The sequence below is a fragment of the Kouleothrix sp. genome (genome assembly GCF_046328425.1).
In the GTDB taxonomy this organism is placed as follows: Bacteria; Chloroflexota; Chloroflexia; order Chloroflexales; family Roseiflexaceae; genus Kouleothrix.
Window position 1 is genome coordinate 345,376 of sequence record NZ_JAXLWP010000005.1, and the last position, 6,330, is coordinate 351,705.

The 6,330-nt window shown below is 68.2% G+C and carries 6 protein-coding genes; 5 read left to right on the plus strand and 1 reads right to left on the minus strand.

What is annotated here, in order from left to right:
* Positions 1–7 precede the first annotated feature (7 nt).
* A complete protein-coding gene (locus U0177_RS06155; RefSeq protein ID WP_409569720.1) occupies positions 8–616 on the plus strand; it encodes a hypothetical protein in 609 nt (202 codons plus the stop codon).
* Between the two features lie 179 nt (positions 617–795).
* Here U0177_RS06155 and U0177_RS06160 read toward each other — a convergent pair whose 3' ends face one another.
* Positions 796–1,071, minus strand: coding sequence for a helix-turn-helix domain-containing protein (locus U0177_RS06160; protein WP_409569721.1), 276 nt, complete (start codon positions 1,069–1,071; stop codon positions 796–798).
* A 377-nt stretch (positions 1,072–1,448) separates the two neighbouring features.
* Between U0177_RS06160 and U0177_RS06165 the strand changes: the two genes are divergently transcribed.
* The 4 genes from U0177_RS06165 to U0177_RS06180 form a co-directional block, all read left to right on the plus strand.
* On the plus strand, positions 1,449–2,591 hold the full coding sequence (locus U0177_RS06165; protein ID WP_409569722.1) for a citrate/2-methylcitrate synthase: 1,143 nt from the start codon (positions 1,449–1,451) through the stop codon (positions 2,589–2,591).
* A 251-nt stretch (positions 2,592–2,842) separates the two neighbouring features.
* Positions 2,843–4,156 (plus strand): zinc-dependent alcohol dehydrogenase, encoded by a 1,314-nt coding sequence (locus tag U0177_RS06170; RefSeq protein ID WP_409569723.1) that lies wholly within the window; start codon positions 2,843–2,845, stop codon positions 4,154–4,156.
* A 32-nt stretch (positions 4,157–4,188) separates the two neighbouring features.
* Positions 4,189–5,289 carry a Gfo/Idh/MocA family protein gene (locus U0177_RS06175; protein ID WP_409569724.1) on the plus strand — a complete coding sequence of 367 codons (1,101 nt, stop codon included), beginning with the start codon at positions 4,189–4,191 and terminating at the stop codon, positions 5,287–5,289.
* 83 nt (positions 5,290–5,372) lie between these two features.
* Positions 5,373–6,330: enolase C-terminal domain-like protein (locus U0177_RS06180; protein WP_409569725.1), on the plus strand; the 958-nt coding region annotated here is incomplete at its 3' end.

Consider the following 6,330-nt stretch of genomic DNA (forward strand, 5'->3'; position numbering starts at 1 on the left):
GCGTTCTTTGGACGCCCCGGCCACGCAATCAGGCGCGCCCAGCCCCCGCCGGGGGCCGGGCGCGCTGTTGATTATGCTGCGCGCCGCGCTGCCCTACGTGCTCACGGCGCTGGCGGCGGTAGCCCTGAGCCTGCTGGTTCAGTCGCTCTGGCAGCCCACGCCACAGCCAGCCGTAGTTGTGCCGACGCGCGAGCCGCCCGCCGCCACCACCGTAGCCGCCACCCCCCGCCAGATCGCCACCGCCCCAACCGCGCTGCCGCTCTCGCAGGGCATTAGCCAGCAGGAACTGGCCGATGTCCGCGCCGAGGCCGATCGCAAGCAGGCCCAGATCTACCTGCTGCTGGCGATTGTGCAGATCGACGACGCCGAGGCCGCACTGCGCAGCAATGAGCTTGCGAGCGTCGACCAGTCGCTCGTGGCGATCGATAGCTCGCTCCAGCTGGCCTACGATCGCTACGAGCGCGCAGGCGACTCGGCCAGCGACGCAGTGGCGCAGCGCCGCATGGAGGTGAGCAAAATGCACGACGACCTGTATCTCTACCCCGAACACATGGATCAGCGCCTGAACACGCTGCGCCAGCTCACACTCGCGCTGATCACCGAGCCGGCCCGGTGAAGTCTAAGGGACTTGGAAATTGGTCATCATCCGGCGGGAGGTTTGGAGGGTCGCAGACCCTCCAAAGATATTCGTTTTTCGCGCTGTGGCAGAGCCGCAGCTCTGCCACAGCGCGAAAGAGCATCTGCGGGGGCGGCAAAGCCGCCCCAAACCCCCACGAATGTTATTTCCAACGAAGTCTAATGCTCGCCCGCCCAGCTCGCCGCGTCGGGCAAGGTGACATCGCGCAGCACGCCGTCGTCGTCGATGATCAGCGCGGCGGTGGCCTCGCTTGGCCGCAGCTCGCGCAGCGTCTCCACCGCATCGCGCCGGTATAATCGCCGGCGGCCGATTGCCTGGCGGAACGAGCTCAGCAGCCCGCGGCTGACATACGCGTATAGCGTGGCCTTCTTCACCCCGAGCAGCGCGACCGCCTCGTCGCCGTCGAGATATTCCACCCCATCGATCATCTGCATGGTAGCACTCCTGACGCTCCGGATGCCTTGATGCTAGTATAGCGGTTATTGATTCGCCGAGTCAATATATATGCAACCCTTTCTCTTTAAGATGCCCTGCCCGATGAAGCCGGGCAGGGCCTTAGAAGCTGCCTGAAAGGGTGGTTTGGAACGACGAAGTCCCCTCAAATATCACTCGTTCTGGCGGGCGGCGGCCACGAATGTGGCCGCCACCCGCCATACAGCAAGTGATCAGCTCAAAGAGTATGAGCTACGGCGGAATGGGAATCAATATATATAAAGTAGTATTGATATATATCAAGTACCGTGCTAGGATAAAGCACGCGATGCGTCTGCCGCAGCGAGCGGCGGTGTTTTCCGTACGGAGGAGCAACCCTATGGCTAGCGAAACGCCAACACGCGGGCTAGAGAATGTGGTGGTGGCCAGCACCCACCTGAGCGCGATCGACGGCAACGCCGGCAACCTGAGCTATGTTGGATACAACATTCACGATCTGGCGGCGCGCGCCGGCTTCGAAGAGGTGGCGTACCTGCTATGGCACGGCGATCTGCCGCTCGCCGCCGAGCTGGGCGCGTTCGGCGCGCGCCTGGCAGCCGAGCGCGCGCTAACCGCCGACGAGCTGGCGCTTGTGCGCGGCATCGCCGCGCGCGGCCACGGCATGGACGCGCTACGCACGCTGGTTTCGGGCCTGGCGCAGCTCGACGACCAGGCGGCCGAAACCAGCGACGAGCATGTCGAGCGCATCGGCGTGCGCGTGCTGGCGAAGATGCCGACGCTGATTGCCGCCTGGGATCGCATGCGCCGCGGCGCTGCGCCAGTTGCGCCCGACCCGAACCTGCCGCATGCCGCCAACTTTCTGTATATGCTGCGCGGCACGCCCCCCGCGCCGGCCGAGGCGCATGCCTTCGACTGCTACATGGTGCTGCTGGCCGAGCACGGCCTGAACGCCTCGACCTTCGCGGCGCGGGTGGCCATCGGCGCGCAGGCCGACGCATACTGCGCACTGGTAGCGGCGATCGGCACGCTGAAGGGCTTGCTGCACGGCGGCGCAAACCAGAAAGCGATGGAGACATTCCTGGCGATCGAGCAGCCCGACCGCGCCGCCGAGTATATCGAGAGCTTGCTGGCGGCCCATGGCCGGCTGATGGGCGTGGGCCACCGGATCTACAAGGTCGAAGACCCGCGCGTGCGGCATCTGCGGCGGCAGGTTCAGCTGCTAGCCGCAGGCGGCGAAAGCCGCTGGCAGGCCATCGCCGACGCAGTTGGCCGGGTGGTAGCCGAGCACCCGCACTTCACACGCCGCCAGCTCAACCCAAACGTCGAGTTCTACAGCGCGCCGCTGCTGTATACCCTCGGCCTGCCGCTCGACCTTTTCACCGCGGCGTTCGCGCTTAGCCGCGTGGCCGGCTGGGTCGGGCACATCCGCGAGCAGCTGGCCGACAACCGGCTCATTCGCCCCAAGGCCGACTACTCAGGCCCGGCGCCGCGCGGGTTTGTGGCGCTAAACGAGCGCGGCTGATCTATTATAATATTGCCATCGCCCGCCGAGCAGGGGCTGTGGCGCCGCACCCCTGCTCGGCATGCTGCCGCAGTAATACCAAATCCGGCTGATCGCTTGGATTATGGTGGGGGTTCGGGGGCGGCGAAGCCACCCCGAATTCTTTTCGCAGGCGCCCGGCAAGCCGGGCGCGCCAAGAAAACACAAGTAATCAAACGGAGTTGGTATAACATCGGTTGCCGGCGCACGCCGCCGGTTATGGAAGGAGCCTCATGAAGGCACTTGTGTGGGAAGCGCCGCGCCTGATGCGCATGCGCGCGCAGGCCGACCCGGCGCCGCAGCCGGGCGAAGCGCTCATAAAAGTGGCCTACGCCGGGATCTGCGGCTCGGAGCTGAGCGGCTACCTCGGGCACAATGCTCTGCGCGTGCCGCCGCTGGTGATGGGGCACGAGTTTGCCGGCGAGATCGTGGCGCTGGGCGAGGCCGCGCGCGCGCAGCACCCGAACCTCGCGACCGGCCAGCACGTCACCGCCAACCCGATGTGGTACTGCGGCGCGTGCGGCTTCTGCGCGCGCGGCCAGACGCACCTGTGCGCTAACCGCAGGCTGATCGGCGCGCACCGGCCAGGCGCCTACGCCGAGTATGTCGCCGTGCCCGCCGAGCTGATCGCGCCACTGCCCACGGGCCTGACGTTGCGCCAGGGCGCGCTGGCCGAGCCGGTGGCCGTGGCCATGCGCATCGGCGAGCTGGCCGGCCCGCTTGGCGGCGAGGCCGCGCTGGTGCTCGGCGCCGGCCCGATCGGGCTGCTGGTGCTGCAGGTGCTGCTCGCCCAGGGCGCGCGCCAGGTGCTCGTGGCCGACCTCGACGCCGCGCGGCTGGCGATGGCTGCCGAGCTTGGCGGCACCCCGCTCGACCCGCGCGCCGCCGACGTGGCGGCGGCGGCACGCGCCGCCAGCGGCGGACTGGGCGTGCCGGTTTCCGTCGACGCGGTGGGCGCCGCCGCCACGCGCGCCAGCTGCGTGAGCGCCACCCGCTCGGCCGGTACGCTGATCCTGAGCGGCCTGCACGAAGAGACCAGCGCCATGCCCGCCGCCGAGATCATCCGCCGCGAGATCACGGTGCGCGGCAGCTTCTGCTACACCCGCGAAAACTTCGCCGCCGCAATCGCCGCGCTCCAAAGCGGCAGCATCCGCCTCGACCCGTGGATCGTCGAGGCGCCGCTCGAGGACGGCGGCGCCTGGTTTGATCGCCTGATCGACGCGCCCGGCGCAGTGGCAAAGGTGCTGCTGATTCCTAAGAGCCTGTTTGAAAAGGGGTGCGCGAGGGGCTATGCCCCTCGCACTTCCCTTTTCAAACAACTTCTTAGAAACTCGGAAATCCCGCTTCGTTGGGCCTGCGGCAGCATGGTACGTGTGCAGCTTCTGTGTGCGGTTTTGCGCGCGGAGCGCGGAAAACCGCACACGATACGGAGACAGAGTACTGCTCTGCCGAAGGCTGGAAGCGCCAACTTCATAAGTCCGAAGACTTTAGTTGGAAGTACCAATCGTGGGGTTTGGGTGCCGCAACGAGCTGGAACGCTGGCCTGAGCCATGCGTCCCCTGCAGAAGAGTCGGGAGACATGCTCATGAACGATAGCGCGCGTATCGCGGTGGTGGGCGCCGGCTGGTGGGCCACCAGCGTGCACATTCCCGCGCTGCTGGCGAACCCGGCGGCCGAGCTAGCCGCGCTGTGCGACGCCGACTCGCAGCGCCTGGCGGCCGCCGCGCAGGAGTTCGGCGTGCAGCGCACGTATACCAGCCTGGCCGAGATGCTGGCGCACGAGCGCCTCGACGGCGCGATCATCGCTACGCCACACGCCACGCACTACGCCCTGGCGCGCGCGTGCCTAGCCGCCGGGCTGCACGTGCTGGTAGAAAAGCCGCTGACGCTGTACGCCGCCGAGGCCCGCGATCTCGTGCGGCTGGCGCGCGCGCAAGGCCGCGAGCTGCTGGTGGGCTACCCCTGGAGCTACAGCCCGCTGGTGGTGCGCCTGCGCGACCTGCTGGCCTCGGGCGCGCTAGGCGCCGGGCAGTTCGTGAGCTGCGTGTTCAACTCGTACACGCTGAACCTGCTGCGGGGCGACGACCACGCCGATCGGCCGGGCGCCTACCGCGTGCACGGGCCGGGCGCAGTCTACAGCCAGCCGCAGCTCTCGGGCGGCGGGCACGGCCACCTGCAGCTCACCCACTCGATCGGCCTGATGAGCTTTGTGAGCGGGCTGCGGCCGCGCCGCGTCAGCGCGCTGATGAACAACCACGGCTTGGCGCTCGACTTGGTCGACGCGATTGTGGTGGAGTTCGAGGGGGGCGCGCTGGGCGTGCTGGGCGGCAGCAGCAACGCCCGCCCCTCGAACCTCGACCTGCAGATCCACTGCGAGCGCGGCGCGCTGCTGCTCGACATGCTCGGCGGCAGCGCGCGCATCCACGGCGCCGACGGCGCCGTCGAGACGGTTCAGCTCAGCGCCGAGGATGCCGCCTACCCTGCGGCAGCGCCCTCGGCCAACCTTGTGGCGATTGCGCGCGGCCAGGCGGGCAACGGCTCGCCGGGCGAGCCGGGCTGGCGCACCGTCGAGGTGCTGGACGCGGCCTATCGCTCGGCGCGCGCCGGCGGCCAGCCGGTGCTGATCGACGAGCTGTATGCCGGCGAGCCATTGCACAGCGCCGGCCAAGAGGCTGCCTGAAAAGCCGGCTTTTTGAGCGCCTTCGTCCTTCCAAACCACTTTTTCAGCGGGCTTCGAAGTAGCGCCAGACAGGAACAACAGCTATGAAAATCACCGAAGTGCGCGCGATGCGCCTGAGCCTGCCGCCCAGCGCCAAACCCGTGGCCCCGCGCCGGCCCGGCTGGTGGCAGCACGCCGAAGTGGCCAACCCCATGTCGCGCTACCCGCAGTACAAAGCGCATCGCAATTCGTGGCTGCCAAAATGGGGCGACGTGTGGTGCAAAGTCACGCTTGAAGATGGCACCTGGGGCCTCGGGCACACCGGCATCGGCATGCCGGCGGCGGCGGTGATCGAGCAGCACCTCGGGCCACTGCTGGTTGGCGAAGACGCGCTGGCCGCCGAAAAGATCGCCGATATGCTGTTCCGCCTCACCAAGCCATACGGCTCGGCCGGGCTGGCCTCGTACGCGGTCAGCGCGATCGACCTGGCGCTGTGGGACGCGCGCGGCAAGCTGCTGGGCCAGCCGGTGTACGCGCTGCTGGGCGGCCCGCAGAAACAGCGCATGTTCTGCTACGCCACCGGCAACGATGTCGACTGGTTCGTCGAGCTGGGGTTCCGCGCTGCCAAGCTGGCCTGCCCATACGGCCCGGCCGACGGCATCGACGGCATCCGTAAGAACGAGGAGCTGGTGGCCTGGGCGCGCGAGCTGCTCGGCGACGACGGCGAGCTCATGCTCGACTGCTGGATGGCCTTCGATGTCGAGTACGCCGTGCGCCTGGCCGAGGCGCTGCGGCCCTACCGGCTCAGGTGGATGGAGGAGTGCCTCATTCCGGAGGACTTCGACGGGCACCTAGCGCTGCGCGAGCGCCTGCCGTGGCAGCCGCTGGCCACCGGCGAGCACTGGTACACCCACGTGCCATTCCAGTGGGCCGCCAGCCACCGCGCCGTCGATATTCTCCAGCCCGACGTCGAGTGGTGCGGCGGGGTCAGCGCACTGCGCAAGATCGCCGCGTCGGCCGCCGCGGCCGGCCTGAGCGTGATCCCGCACGCCGGCGGGAACA

Bases quoted from the DNA above. Each gene is read 5' to 3' on its own strand.
- U0177_RS06170 (WP_409569723.1), top strand. From the start codon at position 2,843: ATGAAGGCACTTGTGTGGGAAGCGCCGCGCCTGATGCGCATGCGCGCG.
- U0177_RS06175 (WP_409569724.1), top strand. From the start codon at position 4,189: ATGCTCATGAACGATAGCGCGCGTATCGCGGTGGTGGGCGCCGGCTGG.
- U0177_RS06160 (WP_409569721.1), bottom strand. From the start codon at position 1,071: ATGCAGATGATCGATGGGGTGGAATATCTCGACGGCGACGAGGCGGTC.
- U0177_RS06165 (WP_409569722.1), top strand. From the start codon at position 1,449: ATGGCTAGCGAAACGCCAACACGCGGGCTAGAGAATGTGGTGGTGGCC.